Below are 17,614 nucleotides of genomic sequence, written 5' to 3' on the forward strand. Positions count from 1 at the left end.
ATCAGCGAGTGCTGCTTTTTGTCAAACTACCTCGGCCGGAACAAGGTCCAGCGCCTGACGTACGGCGCGACCGAGTACATCCATCGTATATGGTTTTTTGACATAACCGGCGGCCCCTAAATTGAGAACTTCCTGGACACGGTCGGTGGCCGAAAAACCGCTTACAATAAGTGCCTTTTGAGTCGGGTGAATGGTCAGAATCTCACGGTAGGTGTCCAGGCCGTCGAACCCCGGCTCCATGATCATGTCGAGAAGAATCAGGTCGCACCGTGTTTCCCTGAGATACTCGACCGCGGCATGGCCGTTTTCGACCGCTTTGGTTTTAAAGCCGAGCGACTGGAGCAGTTCGCAGGCGATATCTCGTTGTTCGGCGACATCATCCACTATCAGGATCGATTCACTACCGGTAATCGGCTCGGATTCGTCGGTTTGTGAATCAACCGACTCATGCGTTGCGGGGAAATACAACACGAACTCAGTGCCGCGACCTTCTTCCGAGAAGACGTCATAAAAGCCGCGATGATCCTTGACGGTGCCATACACGACCGAGAGCCCCAGCCCGCTGCCGCTGCGTCCCATCTCCTTGCGCGAAAAATACGGCTCGAAAATTTTGGGCAAGGCATCCTTCGGGATACCGATGCCGCTGTCTTTTACTCGCAATAAAATATAATCATCGTCGGCCACCTTACGCTGACCGCTGATCAGTTCATTCATTCGTCGACATTCGGTGCAGATCTCAATCGTGCCGCCGTCCAGCATGGCGTCGTAGGCGTTAACCACGAGGTTCATGATCACTTTGTTCAGATGCGGCGCAGAGCCGTTGATCGACGGCAATTGGGTGCAAAGGTCGGTTTTTAAGATGATCTCGGGTCGCTGTTCGGCCAGATGGAGAAAGCTGGTTGAGTCCATATATTCCGAGATTACCTCGTTCAGGTTGACCGGGATCATATCACAACGACCGCGGCGTGCAAGGGTAAGCAGGTCCTGAATCACGTTAGCCGCCTGTTGTGCCGATTCACCGATCCGGCGAATGGGGCGACGTAAGGGGCTGTCTTCGGGGAGTTTGGTCAACATCAAGTCGGGGTAGCCGACAAGCGGTCCGAGCATGTTGTTCAGGTCGTGAGCGACTCCGCCGGCCAGGACTCCGAGTGATTCCATCCGCTGCGCCCGTTCAAGTTTCTCCTGCAGGGCCATGCGATGTTGTTCCGCCTGTTTGCGAGCGGTGATATCGCGGACAATAGCAATAATGTAATTCTCACCCATGGCATCGAGACCGGTGAGGCTTACTTCCGCCTCGAACGGTGTGTTGTCGTAGCGGCAATGGCGCCATTCGAAAAACTGGTACTCACCCCTGAGGGCGCCGTTAATTTTTCCCATCGCCTTTTCTCGTGAGTCGCTGCCGTCGGGCTGAGTCGGCGGAGAGAAGCGATAGGGAGGTTGTCCGATAATCTGCTCCGGTGTGCACCCGAACATGATCAGGGTACGGGCATTGCAGTCGATGAACCGGTCGGCTTGCATGATGAAAATGGCGTCGTTGGCGCATTCAAACAGGGTACGATAGAGCTTCTCCGATTCTTTCAGGGCAACTTCGGCCTGACAGCGTTCGGTCAGCTCCTCGTTCAATTCCATCGTCCGCTGCATTACCTCATCCTCAAGGCGGTCGCGGGTTCGAGCCAATTCCGAGAAGGCAGTCTTGAGTCGATTGCGCATATCGATGAAGGCTGCCGCCAGCGGCGCGAAATCTCCGGTTATACCGAGCTGCCGCAGATCGATATCGAAATTCCCTTCACTCAGGCAACCGGCCGCTTCACGTAAGGTTTCTATCGGCTGAACGATCCGTCCGGCGACCCAGGTTCCAAGAACAGTCATTATCAACAATATAAACACGGCCGTTATGAGAATCGTCTCGATCCGCTTCTGTATCAGTAAGCCGTTGAAGTCCGTTGCAACGGCAAGGGACAATTGTGCCACTTCCGTCTGATCGGACCAGATCGAGCGACTGATGATAATCCCATCGTCGACAGTAATCGAATGATGGCCGTTATCGGTCATACAAAAGCCGCTTAGAGATGATGGGAGTTTCTGGTCGGATACACTGGTCAGGATCTTTCCGTTTTGATCTCGAAGGCAGATACCGACGATGTTGCGATCCATTAAGGCCCGCTGAGCCAGGCTGTTGAGTTGCTTCTGATCGCCTGATACGACTAGCGGTGAAGCGGTTTCGGCCAATGCTCCGGCGTAGAATGAGGCCATCCGCAGGCTGGAACGTTCAAATTGAGCTCGAAATTGGATGATCGTCTGAGTCACCAGCACGGTGGTAACGATAATCACCGCAGCCAGGATCAAGAGTTGAATCTGTGATTTGAGTGAGAGTCTGCTCATGCAAATTCGCAGCAATCGGTTTATTGTCTTTGATTCCGGCCTTAACTATTGACGCCGGTATCTATCTGTCCGCTTGTTATGAATAATCGTTACCGGCGCCCCCATGTTTGTCCCCTTAAATGTCTTAGAGGTATTATCGGCAGCTTGTTGTGATACTGTAACTTGCCTGAAAAAGGAATCGGCGTCGGGCAAAACCCAGACGCCGATTCGTTTTATATCCTGAGATGGATTATTGCACTTTGACGGCGCCGGATGGTCCGGCGGCAGCTACCTCGGGTGAAACATCGCTAGCAAACTGCTCAAAATTATCCTGGAACAGGCCCACCAGTTTAGCGGCCTGGCGGTCGTAAGCCTCAGGATCGGTCCAGGTCTGACGTGGTTTCAGGATGTTGCTCGGTACGCCGGGGCATTCGGTTGGGACTTCAACTCCAAATACCGGATCGGTTTCAAACGGAACATCGTTCAGGTTGCCGTGAAGAGCGGCGTTCAATAAGGCCCGCGTGTATTCGATTTTCATCCGCTTGCCGACGCCATAAGGTCCACCCGACCAGCCGGTGTTGACCAGCCAGCAGGTAGCCTGGTGTTTTTTGATCTTTTCGGCCAGCAACTCGGCATACCGGAACGGATGCAGAACCATGAACGGAGCTCCGAAACAGGCGGAGAAGGTAGCCTGGGGTTCGGTAATTCCGGCTTCGGTCCCGGCTACCTTAGCGGTATAGCCGGAGATGAAATGGTACATCGCCTGCTGCGGAGTCAACCGTGAAATCGGCGGCATGACACCGAAAGCATCGGCGGTCAACATGATCACGTTTTTCGGATGGCCCGCTTTACTTTCGCGGAGAGCATTCGGAATATGTGACAGGGGGTAAGCGGCGCGAGTGTTTTCGGTCAGGCTGTCGTCATCCAGATCGAGACGACGGGTAATGGGATCGATCCCGACGTTTTCGAGGATCGTTCCGAAACGACGAGTCGTGGCATAAATCTCCGGTTCTGATGTTTTGGAGAGACGAATCACCTTGGCATAGCAGCCACCCTCGAAATTGAAGACACCGTCGGCGCTCCAGCCGTGTTCGTCGTCGCCGATCAGTTTACGCTGTGGGTCAGCCGAAAGCGTGGTTTTACCGGTCCCGGAAAGACCGAAGAACAGGGCAACATCCCCTTCCTGACCGACATTGGCGCTGCAATGCATCGAGAGCACCTTCTTCTGGGGCAGCAAATAATTAAGTACGGTGAAGATCGACTTTTTAATCTCCCCGCCGTAAGCCGTACCGCCGATCAGAACCATTTTGCGACTGAGGTTAAGCAGAATGAAAGCCTCAGAGTTGGTACCGTCCACTTCGGGAATGGCATGGAAATTCGGCACATGCAGGACCGTGAACTCCGGTTTGTGATCGGCCAGTTCCTCAGGTGTCGCCTGGATAAACATATTGCGCGCAAACAGGTTGTGCCAGGCAGTTTCCGTTATGATACGAATCGGCAGGCGATATTTGGGATCATATCCGGCGAAGCAATCCTGCACGAACAAAGGCCGTCCCTGCAAATAGGCCTGAAGACGCCGAAACATCAGGTCGAAGCGCTGGACCTCGAACGGCTTATTGATCTTACCCCACCAGACCAGATCGTGCGACCCGGCTTCATCAACGATGAATTTATCCTTGGCGGCGCGACCGGTATGATGACCGGTACGGACAGCGATCGGCCCGAGATGAGCCATGACTCCCTCGTCCCGCTTGATGATCTCTTCGTAGAGAAGAGGCGTGTTATGGTTCCAATGAACTCGGCCGACATTGACCAGGCCGTGGTTCTCAATACCATAAGAGCTTTTAATTCGTTTGACTGCCATATTTCCTAACTCCCTTTATGGATGGTGTTTTCAAGATGGATGAAAAACTGACTCCTTCATGTTATCGACAGTATCGGAGGGTTTCTAAACCGACTGAGCCGGTCTAAGATCAAAGTTGATTCTATAGAAAGCCCCGTGTAGTATTCTTATACAAGTTCAGGACCAATTCGCACGGAGATATAAAGTGTTTCGCAGATACAGTTTTCTTCTTCTGCTGCTTTTAGCGGCAGGACTAATAACCGGTTTAGAGGCCTGTAACCGTCTGGCGCAGGCTCGACAGCAGCAGGAAGCCCGCTTTGAGCAGTTCGGTTTAACCGAAGCCACCCTTCTCGGCAAGCCGATCTACAGCACCGCCGGTGAGTATTCTCCGTCGGTCTCGGCTGATGGAAAAACGCTGGTATTTCAATCCAATCGGCTCGATAAGCGTTCCTGGCTGCTGTTTATCACCTACCTGACACCCAGCGGCTGGACTGAGCCGAAGCCGTTGGAAAATATCAATTCCGGATCGTTCGACGGCACCCCGTTTCTGACGTACGATCAAAACCACCTGCTTATTTCCTCGCGCCGACCCGGTGGATTGGGGCAGACCGACATCTGGATTTCCCGCCGCCGAGGCATGACCTGGGAAACGCCGGTTAACCTTGGAGCCCCGATCAACAGCGCTGCTTACGATGGTTTTGCTTCGATGACGGCCGACGGTAAAACGCTTTATTTCCAGCGTTATGCCGGTCGTGAGTCCGGCTGCGATATGGATTACCTCAACAACACCCTCATGTATTCCGAGAAAAAGGACGGCCGCTGGAGCGAACCGAAACCGCTGCCTGAGCCGATCAACACCGAATACTGTGAAACCGACCCGGTCATACTTGCCGATGGTCGCACCCTGATTTTTTCGTCGAACCGGCCCGGCGGCTTCGGCGGCTTCGATCTCTATAAATCCGAACGGCAGCAGGACGGTACTTGGAGTGAGCCGGTTAACCTGGGTAGTTTTATCAACACCAAACGACACGATCAGACTGTCTCGATTCCGGCCTCGGGGGATATCATGTATTTCACCTCCGGTGAGCCGGAACACGGGGATTTATACTGGGTGCCGATCCCGCCGGGCATTCGTCCGATGCCGGTAGTGACCGTAACCGGGCAGGTGCTCGATGCCGACAGCCTGAATCCGATCATGGCCAGGATTACCGCCATCGACACTCGCAGCGGTGTCGATACCACGGTCGTGTACAGTAATGACGGCGACGGCAAGTATATGGTTATTCTCAACGCCGGGCAGACTTATGATATCTCCGTTACGGCCGAAGGTTACACCTTCTATTCGACTCATTTCGATCTCACCGGGCTCCTGGCTTACCAAGCGGTGGAGGAGGATATCTTCCTCGAACGAATCGCCGCCGGAGTGCAAATCACGCTCAACAATATCTATTTCGAATTCAACAAGTACCGGCTGCTCGATGAATCCCAATACGAATTGAACCGCGTGATCGAGTTGATGAACGAATATCCGGGTATGACCGTGGAAATCGCCGGCCATACCGACAGCATCGCCAGCGAAACTTACAACCTGGAGCTTTCAGGCAAACGAGCCGGAGCGGTGGTCGATTACCTGGTTTCTCACGGTATTGGGAAGCCCCGTTTGACTCCGCGCGGATACGGCGAGGGAGAGCCGGTCGCGGACAACGGCACCGAGGAAGGTCGCCAAAAGAATCGGCGCGTTGAGTTCCGCATTATCGAAGTGAATGCGACCGAGTGAGCCCAATGCTCGTCGATGAAAAAGGGAACGGCGGGACATCCTAAGACGTCCCGCCGTTGAATGTACTACGGTTTCAGGATTCGAGATTCTTATTCACATCCGGCCGGCTCCGGACCGTTCATGAACATGTAATTCACGAGATAAACCACATCGGATATCGTGGTGCCGTCGCCGGCGGCGTCCACGTCGGCTTCATCCATGCAGGGTGGTTCCGGACCGCCCCCAAAAGCCCATTGTACCAGATAAATCAGATCGCTGATGTTTATCGAACCATCCGTGGAATGGTCGATATTCCCGCGCACGAGACAACATCCGCCTTCTCCGATTTTCTCGATCAACACCTGAACGGAGGCTGTGCCGTCCCAGGTGCCCGTGGCGTAAGTGATATTACCCGGAGCGGTATAACTCATGAGTTCACCTGCCGGTAACGGTTGTAAGCCGGTGAAGTTTTCGAACGTAGGCATGAACAGCGCACGAGTGTCCGAGCTGTCCGGTCCATAGGTGACCTGGTAAGCCTCGAGTTCGGTCGTGACGGTCATAACGTCGCTGTCGAACATGAAATAAAGCGCCGAGATATTGCCCGAACTTTGAAGCGATACGGTATTGGCAACAGTGTCCTGGATAAGTATCACCGTGTCGACCGCCCTGATATCTTTGACAGGATTCACCTGAGTATCACCGACGATGATCCGATAGAGATAGAACAAGTCGCTGAGAGAAAGGGTGATACCATCGGCGTTGATATCGGATGCTGCGACCTGGTGTTCGACATCGATCTGAAACGCAGACAGACCATAAATAAAATACAGGACATAGATCTGATAGTCGGCCAGTTCATTAGCGATGCCGTTGAGGTTCAGGTCACCCCTGTCGTCAATTTCCGGGGGAATGAGGTTGTAACGGCCGCCGTAAAAATCAACCGCCCGGCGTAAAGCCATACCCTCACTGAGACATTCATCCGGAGCGCCCGAGATGGTGGGGAAGACATCATCGGCAAGAATCGGTAGACCGCCAACGTCGTAGACGTTGCGCGACAAGAACAAACTATCGCCTGAAACCGACGACAGCACGTTGTCGGAGCAGTCAAGCCAGACGAAGCTCAAGGGATACCAGATGCCGATATGTTCCTGGTTCACGATGGTTGCGAAGTTGATACTGGCCAATTGACCGCTGTCGGCGGCATAACAGGATGGATGGTTGGGACCGTCGTTGATATCGGCTACGGCTACGATGCGAATCGCCGCCTCGGGACATTCCGTACCGTCGCATTCCGGCAGATCGGATACCGTGTAATTGAAATACTCCCAGTCGCATGCCGACAACAATTCACCGGGAGTTGCATCTACGGCGGTTATGATTTCCGGATCATAGCCAATCAGGAAATCGAAGCCGCCGGCCTCGATTTCATCCAGATCACTGAGTCGGATGCTGATCGGCATTATCTCACCCATGGTTGTACCGGCTCGTTGATCAAGACTGATGCGGGGATTACCGGTTGTCGTACTGTCGCACGAGAGTTCGATGCTGCCGTTGTAGAAGTCGATACCACGGAAAATGTTGTCCGGGATCAGGCAATCATTGTTGGCTCCGGCGTAAGTAGGGAAAGCCTCGTTGCCGGTAATATCGTTGCCGAAATCATAAATCCGATCCGAGATGTAAAGACTGTCGCCTGATTCCGAAGAGAAGACATTGTCGCCGCAGTCGTTCCAGTAGAATCGTACCGGCAGCAGATAACACCTGTAATCCGGATTAGTGCTGACGGCGAAGTTCAACTCGGCCAACACGCCGGTTCCATCGATCAAACAGGATGGATGCACGTCGCCGTTGTTGGTTTCAGCCAGGGCGACAATGCGAACCTGGCCGGAGATATCGGAGCGGTACGAAAAATACTCCCAGCCGCAATTCGTTAGAAGCTCCCCCGGCTGAACATCGTCGAGTTGCGAGAAAGTGTTGTCGAAGGCAATCAACAAATCGAAACCGCTTAAGATATGCCCCTGGTCTACATCGCCGACCGACAACGACAAAATAACGGTACTGCCCAGGGGGACTTCGGTCACATTATCGAGTGTGATCGAAGTCGCTCCCGCCGTATGAGGAAGCAGCAACAACAGACCGCATAAAACCGCGAGAGCCGAAAATAATCGCACCAAGTTTGGTGAAGAGAAAAGGACGCTACGCATTGACACAAAACCTCCTGCTTGGGTTAGCGGATGCCTGGTAACTATGTCTAAACGTTAGCGATGATATCTAAAATAAGTCGGAACCTTTTGATGAGTATCAATTGACGTACTACTAAAAGAATTATAACCGGCCGGCCGTTTTGTGTCAAGGTCTATTGAGTTCCGCTCATAACCGGGGAGACAAGCCCCCCGGCTACGCGATAAAGAGCCATTACCTCGCGTAGCCGGCGGCCTTGCGTCGCCAGCACTTCCGCCATGATTTGTGCGAATGTCCGAGCGTAGGACTTTTTCAACACTCCCCCAGGCAAGGAGCTCGGCAGCCTCAGACATCGTCACGTGCGGGATGTTCCTGGGGAATTTTCTGATCGGAAAGAGCTTTTCGGATAGTCGAAGCGAGTGACCGGAATGTCAAGGGCTTACGTAGAAATGCTGCTGCTCCCAGACTCATGGCCAGTTCTACCCGCTGGGTTTCGGCATAGCCCGAGACGATTAGCGCCCGTTGATCCGGATTGATGGCAAGGATCTTACGATAAGTTTCGGTGCCGTCCATTCCGGCCGGCATGACCATATCGAGAATGACCAGGTCAAACGATGTCCGTTGCACCATCTCCAGAGCCGCCTCACCGGAATCAGCGACAAACGCCTTGTAATTGAGTTTCTTCAGCATGTGTAACGTAACCTGACGCTGGACTTCGTCATCATCGACTATTAAGATCGTCTCGCCGTAACCGTACTGAGAGATATTATCGGCCGCTTCGTATTTATCCCGGGTTATGGGGATGTAGACCATGAAGCGCGAGCCCTCACCGACGGTTGTAACTACGTCAATATAGCCGCTGTGATCTTTTATGACCGCATGCACGACACTGAGACCCAGACCGGAACCACGCTTCTGGTCGGCGGATTTGGTCGTAAAGAACGGTTCGAAAATTTCCGGAAGTACGTTGTCGTCTATACCGCAGCCGGTATCCTCGACTGTCAGGCGGACGTATTCCCCCTGAGGGATCTGGCCGAACGCCCCGATGAAATCATCGGCGTAGTAATTTTCGGTGCGGATAGTCAGCCAGCCGATATTCTGCATGGCGTCGCGGGCATTGTTAATCATGTTCAGCAGCGCCCGGCTGATTTGAGCCGTCCCGCCCCTGATCGACATGAGATTTTCGGCCAGTTCAGTTTTAATAATGAGGGTGGAAGGAATGCCGCTGAGTGATGCCACCACCTGCCGCACGATGGTGTTGAGGTCGATCGTATCCAGGTTGTAATGGCCGCGCCGGCCTAGAGTGAGAAGTTGCTGGTTGATATCGGCCATTTGCTGAGCCGCCTGCTCGATGCCGTCAAGGAATGTCAGGGCGGGATGATCGTCCGGGAGTTCATCACGGATGAAATCAGGATAGGCCACCAGCGGTCCGAGGAGATTGTTGAAGTCGTGAGCCACCTGGCCGGCGATTCGACCCGCCGTTTCGAGTCGTGCCGCTCGACCGACGAATTCCTGCAGCTTTTTAGTATCGGTGATATCGCGAGCCGTGGCCAGCACCGACTCGACCAATCCGGCCGATGAATGCTCCGGCACACAGCGACAAGTCAGATATTTTTCGCCTGTCGGTGAAGCTACTTTCAACTCGATATCGAATGGCTTCCCCGATCTGAAAACACGCAGAGCGGCATCGCTGAGCCTTTGCACCAACGATTCCGGCATACCCAGTTCAGTCATCGATTGACCGATGGCATCCTCCGGCGCAACGCCGGTGATATCTTCGAAAGTGGCGTTGGCGTACGAAATCTGAAGACGATGGTCATAGCGGAAGATGGCATCGGATGAATGCTCGGCGAGGGCGCGGTACATCTCGCGGCTGCGACTGAGGTCGCTGAGAGCCTCACGTGCCTCAACGATATGGTTCCATTCGCGCAATGCCCGTTCCGCGTCGTGCGGGAGAGCTTTAAAACATTCTTCGCTCTTGGCCACGTAATCCAGCGCACCGGCCTTCATGACTTCCACGGCCATCTGTTCGTTTCCCTGCGAGGTGATAACCACTGCCGGAATTTTATCAGCCAGGTCGGGAATTAACTGGATCGCCTTGCCGTCGGGAAGAAACATATCGGCGATGACGAGATGAGGCGCGTATGACTGGATCAATGATCGCGCTTCGGCGAGTGATCCGGCCAGGCGCACTTCAAACACATTCGTAAAGGATTCGAATGAACGCTGAATCAATAGAGCGTGAGATTCGTTATCCTCCACAAGGAGAATGCGCTTGATCGGCATCTCGGTCTCGGATGTGCTCTGGCCTTGCGACATGGCATCCTACAGGTTCGGTTTTATATTCCAGGCCAGCCAGTAGAAACCGAGATCATCCATGAGTTTGGTGAAATCTATGAAATTTACCGGCTTAACCAGATAGCTGTTGGCATGATAATCGTACGCTTTGGCGACATCCTGTTCGGCCTTGGACGTACTTAGCACGACAACCGGCACGCGCCGAAGATTCTCCTGTTCCTTGAGCTCCCGTAGAACCTGAAGGCCGTCGATTTTCGGCAAGCGAAGATCGAGAAGAATGAGATGGGGCATGGGATACATGGTTTCATCTCCGTATTGGCCGCGCCGGTTCAAATAATCGAGAGCCGCTTCTCCGTCAACGACATGGTGTACCTTGTTCGCCACGCGGTGGTTGACAAGACCTCGCAGAATCAGTTCCGCATGGTCCTGGTTATCCTCGACCAATAGAATCTGTAACGGTTCGCCCATCATATTCTGTTCTCCCGTTTTGTTGATTTCCCATGTTCAATGTCAAACAGAAACGGCTGCCTTTTCCGAGTCCTTCGGATTCGATCCAGATGTGGCCGCCGTGAAGCTCGACAATACGTTTAACTAACGCCAATCCGACTCCGGAGCCCTCACTGTGAATGTCCAGCTTGTCGAATAATCCGAATACCGTATGTTGATATTCGGGTGGAATTCCCATCCCGTTGTCTTCGACGAATAACACTGGTTGCCCTTTGCGGTTGTCTACACCGATACGGACAACCAGGTCTTTGGTGTCACCTCGATACTTGAGAGCGTTGTCGAGGAGGTTTTGCAGAACCTCATGCAATCTGGGACGATCCCCTGGTACCGTCGGCAGATCCGGACTGATCTCTATGTGTGCACCGGCAGTCGTGATTTGAGACGACAACAACTCTTCAGCCTCACGTGCTACTTCATAGAGCGATACGTTTTCGGTCGGATTAACCTGGCGACCGATACGGGACAGTCTAAGTAACTCTTCCAACAGTCGCTGCATTTTGGTCGCGGCATTGGAAATACGACCGATATCCTGCTGAATGCGATCACCGTTTCCGGCTGATAAATCTTCCTGGAGCAAACCGAGGAAACCTTGAATGGTGATAATCGGGCTTTTAAGATCGTGCGATACCGTATAGGTGAACCGCTCCAGTTCAGCGTTTTTCGTTTCGAGATCCGCGACCAAAGCCTCGCGCTGAGCTTCTGCCCGCTGGCGTTCGATTTCGGTGGTCACCCGAAGGGCGAACACCCGCAGTACCGATTTGACCATATCGGGATCGCTCAAGGGTTGATCCCCGAGAAGGATTATGACACCAATGGGTGATCCGCTGGAATCCTCCAGTCGTATGCCCATATACCAATTGGCATCGAATTCTCTCAGGAGTTGGGATTGTGGAAACCTTTTTCGAATGTCTTTATCGTAGTAACACAGTCCATATTCGATTGCCTCACGACAGGGTGTTCCCTCCAAATCGTACTCGATGGTTGGTCCGAAGTCATCGTTCACCCACCGGGCCAGGCTGCGAATTCGTGAATTATTATTACCGCACAGTTTTCCCACCATAGCATACCGACACCCGAATGACGATGCCAGACGACTGACCAGATGGCGAGAATAATCCTCGCCAACCGAACCGGAAGTTCCTTCAACGATCGTTTTCATGACCTCTTCGGCCCACTTGCGGTCGGTCAGATCGATCCCCGAGCTCAATGTTCCCGTGATATTTCCGCGGTCGTCGTGAAGAATCGTGCGATACCAACCCAATTGCCGGATATTGCCTGATTTAGTGAGAACTGGATACTCGAAGTAGCCTGCCGTTTTGAGTTCGCCGGACATGAATTTCTCGAATACCTCTTGAGGAAATGATCTGGCGTTTTGAGGCAGGCAGGTGTCGAACCAGTTTTTCCCGATCAACTCCTGTTCCTCATAACCGAGCAAATTGTAACCGGCGCGGTTGATTATGGAAATACACTGATCGGTTCCGATTATCACCATGGGCGTAGCGGCGACATCGAGGTACTTCTGGGCCAGATCGCGTTCTGCGCGAATCTGTTGCTCGGCTTCGGCTAATTCGGTGATGTCGATAACCGTAGACGCGATATATTCGGGCTGACCTGATTCATCGCGCAACAACACCAGGTTCATCAGAGTCGGGACTTCCGAGCCATCCTTCCGTAAATGGGTTCTGCGAAGAGCGGTTATTGAATCTTTTTCTAAAAGAATGGACAGCAAGTATTCGGGTGCAGGCTGTATATCCGAAGGGTGAAAATTCAGGGCGCTTTTACCCAGGACCTCATCTTTCGTATAACCGAGCATACGGAGGTAGGCATTGTTTATGTAGAGTAGATTGCCTTCCATGTCGGTGTATAGTGCTCCATAGCCGGCATTGTCGGACATGGTCTTGAATAGACGCGTTTCACGTTCGGCGTTAACGCGGTCAGTGACATCGTCGAAAATAACAGCGAACTGGTTCGCTCTCGGTGAAAATGCGGTGATGTGATAGCTTCGTTCCAATGGAGCCATAGTATAAGTGAACTTGTCGGGATTGCCGGTCGCGGCAACCCGGGCAAATCGATCAATCCATGCTGCCTCGGCTTCGGGAATTAACTCGCGAGCCGTTTTGCCTACGATTTCATGGTGTTTTAAATGAACTTGTCGCTCAAAAGCCGGATTGACATCCAGGAAACGGAAATCACAGGCGTGTCCCTGATCGTCATAAATCATCTCATGTAATGCAAAGCCTGAATTCAACTCCGTAAATAACTGGCGGAATTTCTCTTCACTTTGATGCAGTTTCGCCTCGATGTGTTTTTGAGATTCTTCACGTTCGTGGAGTATGGCAATCATCTCTCGGAACGATTCATGCAATTGACCGATTTCATCACCTGAGGTCGGTGGGCTAATAACGACCGATAAATCGCCTTCCCGGGCTACTCGTTGTGCAACTCTGGAGAGATTGATCAGAGGTTGTGATATCACTTTCTGCATGTAAGTCGCCACAACCAGCGCTATTAAAATGAGGGCTGCCAGCGCCAGTAAAACTAACCTGGCTTGTTTAGATATCCGCCGTTCCAAACGATCTACTGAGGTGTGCAGATGCACATAACCAAAAAGTTCCCCGTTCAATGTCACCGGATAAACTGCCACCACATGGTCGCCGACTCGGCGTGTACCGGCAAATTCAGGTTCGAGATTGCGATAATGCTCATCGGGCATTGAACTCCCGAATTCCGCCAGGTGCTCACCGCTGACTGAAAAAACTACGGCATGTTCGATGTCGCTGGAGAAAACGGCGTTTTCAAAAAGTTCTGAAATCTGTTGGCGATCGCCGTGAGCCATGGCGATGGCGCACTCCGTTGCCAACAGACGAACTTCAACACCGACATCCTTGAGAAGTTCCCGCTCCTGATCATGTTGTTCATTAACCAGGCTTAGAGTAGCCCCAACACCAAGGGTAAGTGAGGTTACACTCAGTACCAGTAATACCAGCTTTGTTTTTACTGAGGTTGTTGACAGGAATCCCAAAAGTATTCCTCCAGGATGAGCACAATATCAAATACCGAACACTAGCGTTGTTGTCTTGCTACCTAATATGGTAGTTCAATACCCGCTAAATTGGTCTGCATCTGTAACTCCCGGCCGCCCGCAGTTGTCGAATGAAGTATCGGTAATTTTCAACCGTTTCTTCAGACTTCAAGCCTATATTCGATATCGGGGCAAATAACAAGAGTAATAATAGGTGGTTTGATACAAAGAGGCAAGCTTATTCCATAAAGGTGCTGTGTCGGCTTCTTGGTAAGGGGGGGGGCTCAAATCCCGGTTTGAAACGTATGCCTGCTTACAAGTGGGATTGTCCCAAATATGTCTTTGGGCATAATAATAATCCACATAATAGCGATGACTACTTATAACGAGGTGCGGGCCAATCCGTTATGGTGGGACGGAGAATTTCCTGCTCTCCGCTTGTTCTGTTGGTCGTGATACGGGAGGATTTTCCCCGGAGGAGAGGTGTGTTGATTCGGGCCGTCCGAACCGGCTGAGGACCGCTCCGATGGTAGACATAATACCGAAGACTTCGAACCGTAAATATGGTAAAAAAAAGGACCTCTTACATGAGGGCCTTTTTCTGATATTTGTTAATCCGTGCGGTTAACCGGGGATCAAGATTGTTTGTCCTTCTCGGGGATTTCTTCCGTGACGTCGCGATCCAGTTCTTTGCGTACGGCAGCGGCGATTGTCATACGTGTATACGGTTTCTTGATGTAAGCTCCGGTTCCCAGTTTTTGTAATTCTTCAACCCGATCCGTAGCTGAGAAACCGCTGGCGATTATTGCCTTTTGCCCCGAATGAATTTTGACAATGGCGCGATAAGTATCGAGACCGTCGAAGTCGGCCTCCATGATCATATCGAGAATCACTATGTCTACTTTATTCTCTTTCAGAAACGTTATTGCTTCCCGCCCGCTTGAGACTGTCTGAACGTTGTAGCCGAAACTGCCAAGCAGGTCACCGGCTATTTCTCTCTGGCTGGCTTCATCGTCGACAACGAGGATTGTTTCAGTACCGCTATAATCTTCCTGGTTGGTTTCGCGCTGTCTTATCTCCTCCTTCTGAGCCGGGAAAAACAACACGAATTCGGTCCCTTGTCCCTCGCGCGAGAACACATCGTAATACCCTTTGTGATCCTTAAGAATGCCATACACGACCGCCAGGCCCAGTCCGGTCCCGCTTCGCCCCATCTTTTTATTGGAGTAATATGGTTCGAACAGTTTCTCGATATTCTCAGAAGCAATACCAATCCCGGAGTCAACAACTCTTAGTGTAACATATTCTCCTGCGACCACGCCGGCATATCCGCTGGGCAATCGGTCCAGATGCTGATGTTGAGTCACGATTCTGAGTTTGCCGCCGTTGTGCATGGCATCGAAGGCGTTGACGGTCAGATTCATGATGATCTTGGTCAGGTGGGGTGTGGACCCGGCGATGGTCGGCAGTTTCGGATCGAGGTCCAGTTGGACTTCCACCTCGGGGTGATCTTCCTTGAGCTTGGTGAAGGTAACCGAATCGAGGTAGCTTTCAATCACCTGGTTGAGCGAGGTTGGTTCCATGTCATAGCGACCGCGACGGGCCAGAGTCAGCAGGTCTTGTATGACATCGGCGGCATGTTTGGCCGAAATGCCGATCCGCTCGATTTGTTTGCGCATCGGACTGTCCTCGGGGAGCTTCATTAACAGCAGGTCGGGATATCCAACCAACGGCCCGAGCATATTATTGAGATCATGAGCCACTCCTCCGGCCAACAGCCCCAACGATTCCATACGTTTGGCTTTTTCGAGACTTTCCTGTAATCGCTGTTGTTTGCGTTCGGCTTGTTTGCGCTCCGAAACGTCTTTTATCGTTCCGAGAACACGCACCAGTCTTCGGGAGTCGTCGAAAATCAAGGCGCCTTGTTCCTCGACCTCGACGTAGCTGCCGTCCCTGCGCTGCATGCGGTATTCGGTTCGGTACCGACCTTCGGGTTCCGAAGCTCGATTTCGCATACGGGTAGCCATCCCCTGGTCTTCGGGATGCACCAGGTTTTCCCAGCCGGTGAGGTCGATTTCCTGAAATTCTTCGGGCGTATATCCGGTGACCTCCTGGATGGCGCCGACCCATTCGATTTTATCGGTGCTGACATCGAGGTCATAAATCACCTGTCCGGTTTGAGAACTGACTACCCGGAACCGCTCGTCCGATTCCCGCGCCAGTCTTTCAGCTTTTTCCCGCTCGCGATTCTGCAGCGTCTGTGCTACCTGATTGGAGACATCACCTATGAACGCTACCTCATCCTGAGTCCACATCCGCACATCGCCGATATGCTCGTTGCATATTACACCGATCAACTGCCCCGCGAACCTGATTCCTCCTTCCAGCATCGACATGATGCCCAGCGGTTTCAGGTACCCCTCGGAAAATTCTCTGGTACGTGGATCGGTGGTGGCGTCGTTGGCGGCGACGACACGATCGTTTTGTAAAGCATCGAGATAAGCCGGGAAGAAATTAGTATCAAGCGTCATGCCGCGTGAATGCTTTTTCTGGCCGCGTTCGTACAGGTCGATACAACGCAGCTTAGTGCCGTCATCATCTAAAAGCCAGATACTCACCCGGTCGACATCGAGGGTGTCGGCTACCAGTTCATCGATCATACGGGCCGCGGATTGTAACTCTCCGCGGATTAGAACCTGATGACTCATCATCTGGATCATCGCCCGGTGTTGTTTTTGAATACGGTGGAATCGAGCGAATTTGCGATCCTCGGCTCGTTTCCGATCGGACATCTCCCGTCCCAGCCTCAAGTTGGTAAAACCGATATCGGATATCTGCCGGGTCAACACCTTCAGCAATCCCAATACCTGCTGAAATGACTCAAGCGATCGGCATTCCATATCCTTATATGCCGTCAATATCTCATTCGGGTCGGCTCCGATTTCTTGCGCGCAGGAAAGAATGCGATCCTTATCGATATCACCCACGTTAACCTGGCCAATCAACCAGGTCCCCAGGTGACGTTCTTCAATAACGATCGGCGCTGCGGCATCGACCAGCCCGCAATTAGAACATGTATCGATAACCGGTTCGAGTTGGCGGAAAGAGCGTTCGCCGAGCATGCGGTCGGAATGAACACATTGCCGACTGCCTCGATCCGTCGCTCGCATGATCTGACAGACGCGACAGAAATTACTCGGTTTGGTTATCGGTTCGCCGTTAACGTCGGTAATGAGTGAAGCCACATTGGTGGCTTCCGCGAATGAGTCCTGGATGAGCTGAAGACTCTCGATTTCGACCAGGTCGGTTAACGATAAAAATTCGGAATCTAGTTCTATATGTTGATCCACATCATACGCCACTATTTCGATCCTCTGCCAAGACAATGTGTCTCGCTGCACGATATGGGGCTAAACGGTGTCCATTCTCTAAGCTCTTGTCTTATAATCGACAATACCTCGTTAAACTTGATCTGAGCCACTCTTATTGAAGCTGTGCAGAAATTGAACAGGGATTATGTCGGGAGAAGGTTTAACATTCCTTGAAACATATTGCCCCGGCAACCGTCCTTCAGAGGAAGCATAAAAGCAATGAGAATAATAAGATAGAACCGTTGACTCGATTGAACCGGCATACCCGTCTCGTGACT

8 protein-coding genes are annotated in these 17,614 nt (G+C 52.3%); 1 reads left to right on the plus strand and 7 read right to left on the minus strand.

The window, feature by feature from the left end:
- Nucleotides 1-21: 21 nt before the first annotated feature.
- Complete coding sequence (locus tag PLF13_04960) at nucleotides 22-2,382, minus strand: response regulator (GenBank protein ID HOP06625.1); 2,361 nt, start codon at nucleotides 2,380-2,382, stop codon at nucleotides 22-24.
- A gap of 229 nt (nucleotides 2,383-2,611) precedes the next feature.
- Nucleotides 2,612-4,225, minus strand: a complete 1,614-nt coding sequence (locus PLF13_04965; protein ID HOP06626.1) for a phosphoenolpyruvate carboxykinase — start codon at nucleotides 4,223-4,225, stop codon at nucleotides 2,612-2,614.
- 184 nt (nucleotides 4,226-4,409) lie between these two features.
- Between PLF13_04965 and PLF13_04970 the strand changes: the two genes are divergently transcribed.
- On the plus strand, nucleotides 4,410-5,981 hold the full coding sequence (locus PLF13_04970) for an OmpA family protein (protein HOP06627.1): 1,572 nt from the start codon (nucleotides 4,410-4,412) through the stop codon (nucleotides 5,979-5,981).
- An 89-nt stretch (nucleotides 5,982-6,070) separates the two neighbouring features.
- Here the strand turns inward: PLF13_04970 and PLF13_04975 are convergent, their stop codons facing one another.
- From PLF13_04975 to PLF13_04995, 5 genes are all read right to left on the minus strand, one after another.
- Nucleotides 6,071-8,161 carry a cohesin domain-containing protein gene (locus PLF13_04975; GenBank protein HOP06628.1) on the minus strand — a complete coding sequence of 697 codons (2,091 nt, stop codon included), beginning with the start codon at nucleotides 8,159-8,161 and terminating at the stop codon, nucleotides 6,071-6,073.
- Between the two features lie 322 nt (nucleotides 8,162-8,483).
- Nucleotides 8,484-10,457, minus strand: coding sequence for a response regulator (locus PLF13_04980; protein HOP06629.1), 1,974 nt, complete (start codon nucleotides 10,455-10,457; stop codon nucleotides 8,484-8,486).
- Between the two features lie 6 nt (nucleotides 10,458-10,463).
- Complete coding sequence (locus PLF13_04985) at nucleotides 10,464-10,907, minus strand: response regulator (GenBank protein HOP06630.1); 444 nt, start codon at nucleotides 10,905-10,907, stop codon at nucleotides 10,464-10,466.
- The gene (locus PLF13_04990) at nucleotides 10,867-13,965 is read right to left on the minus strand and encodes a PAS domain S-box protein (protein ID HOP06631.1); all 3,099 of its coding nucleotides are present in this window, start codon (nucleotides 13,963-13,965) and stop codon (nucleotides 10,867-10,869) included. The genes PLF13_04985 and PLF13_04990 overlap by 41 nt, the downstream gene beginning before the upstream one ends.
- A 635-nt stretch (nucleotides 13,966-14,600) precedes the next feature.
- Nucleotides 14,601-17,327, minus strand: a complete 2,727-nt coding sequence (locus tag PLF13_04995; GenBank protein ID HOP06632.1) for a PocR ligand-binding domain-containing protein — start codon at nucleotides 17,325-17,327, stop codon at nucleotides 14,601-14,603.
- Nucleotides 17,328-17,614: the final 287 nt, after the last annotated feature.

The sequence above is a fragment of the Candidatus Zixiibacteriota bacterium genome (genome assembly GCA_035380245.1).
GTDB lineage: Bacteria > Zixibacteria > MSB-5A5 > GN15 > FEB-12 > DAOSXA01.